Here is a 235-nt window from a genome sequence, read left to right as displayed (position 1 = left end):
ATACCGTGTTTAGTTACTGTAAGAGTCCAATGCTCCAAAGTGCAAGCTACCGTTTTACTAGCGAACGCACCTAAAGCCATCCAATAAAAACGACCTTTTTTACGTGGATCTCCATTCTTTTCAGTTTCTAAATAAAACCTAGCATATGTACCTGCAATACGTCGTGCTCTTACACTATAACTGTCCACGAAGTTGTAAGTGTTATTTGAGACCTTTTCGCTCATACGCTCTAGGC

Annotated in this window: 1 protein-coding gene; it reads right to left on the bottom strand. The window is 40.4% G+C overall.

The features are described from left to right. The coding region (locus AAEY83_RS18580) for a DUF2515 family protein (protein WP_502945227.1) at positions 1 to 224 on the bottom strand (224 nt) is incomplete at its 3' end. Positions 225 to 235: the final 11 nt, after the last annotated feature.

The sequence above is a fragment of the Psychrobacter sp. TB20-MNA-CIBAN-0197 genome (assembly GCF_040309765.1).
Classification (GTDB): Bacteria; Pseudomonadota; Gammaproteobacteria; order Pseudomonadales; family Moraxellaceae; genus Psychrobacter; species Psychrobacter submarinus.
This window is presented reverse-complemented; position numbering and strand designations above follow the sequence as displayed.